At 49.5% G+C, this 1,239-nt stretch carries 1 protein-coding gene; it reads left to right on the top strand.

Annotated elements, in window-relative coordinates:
• Positions 1-184 precede the first annotated feature (184 nt).
• Positions 185-1,239, top strand: a 1,055-nt coding sequence (gene lepA, locus KDK17_RS09110) for a translation elongation factor 4 (RefSeq protein ID WP_257287898.1), incomplete at its 3' end; no start/stop codon positions are given.

Raw genomic sequence — 1,239 nt, 5'->3', positions numbered from 1 at the left:
GCTTTGATCAGGGTTTCAAGTCTTCAGGGGTGATCTGTATCTTCAGATGCTGTAGACTCCGCCTCTATATACAGCAGCTTCGCGCCTTTATTTCAGGCTCGCAGATTCCCTGCAAGCTGAACAACAGTCCTCGTGAAAGAGATTGAACTCTGAGCGGGGACAAATTTTTTGTAGTGATGCAATCGTGAGCGACTTAAGTCATATCAGGAACTTCTCCATAATTGCCCATATCGACCACGGTAAGTCGACGCTGGCAGATCGCTTTATCCAGACCTGTGGAGGGTTAAGTGATCGTGAAATGCAAGCTCAGGTTCTCGACTCCATGGAGCTTGAGCGTGAGCGTGGTATTACCATTAAGGCTCAGAGTGTCACACTGGATTATACCGCCAAAGACGGTATCACCTATCAGCTAAATTTCATCGATACACCCGGGCACGTTGATTTTTCCTATGAAGTTTCACGTTCTCTATCCGCTTGTGAAGGTGCTCTTTTAGTGGTGGATGCCGCCCAGGGCGTTGAAGCACAGTCTGTGGCGAACTGCTACACCGCAATCGAGCAGGGGCTGGAAGTGATGCCAGTACTCAATAAAATGGATTTGCCTCAGGCAGAACCTGAGCGTGTGGCGCAGGAAATCGAAGAAATTATCGGTATCGATGCCCTGGATGCCGTCCGCTGTTCTGCCAAGAGTGGTCTGGGTATTGACGATGTGCTTGAACGTCTGGTTCAGACCATCCCTGCGCCGCAAGGCGATATCGACGGTGAGTTGCAGGCCCTGATTATTGATTCCTGGTTTGATAATTATCTGGGTATTGTATCACTGGTGCGTGTCAAGAACGGCACCTTGAAGAAAGGCGACAAGGTGCTTGTTAAATCGACCGGTCAGACCCATGGCGTAGATAATGTGGGTATCTTCTCTCCAAAGATGAACGCTATCGGCGAACTGAAAGCGGGTGAGGTGGGCTATGTTATTGCTGGTATCAAGGACATTCATGGTGCACCTGTAGGTGATACCCTGACGCTGGCAAAAACACCGGATGTTCCGGAACTACCAGGTTTTCAGAAGGTCAAACCTCAGGTCTATGCTGGCCTTTTTCCGGTCAGCTCAGACGACTTTGAGTCTTTCCGTGAAGCTTTGGAAAAACTGAGTCTTAATGATGCTTCTCTGTTCTACGAACCTGAGAGCAGTGATGCCCTGGGCTTTGGTTTCCGCTGTGGCTTCCTCGGTATGCTGCATATGGA

It is taken from the genome of Endozoicomonas sp. SESOKO2 (assembly GCF_024606245.1).
Lineage (GTDB): Bacteria > Pseudomonadota > Gammaproteobacteria > Pseudomonadales > Endozoicomonadaceae > Endozoicomonas_A.
Note: the sequence above shows the minus strand (reverse complement) of the source record. Positions and strands in the feature narration are given on the sequence as shown.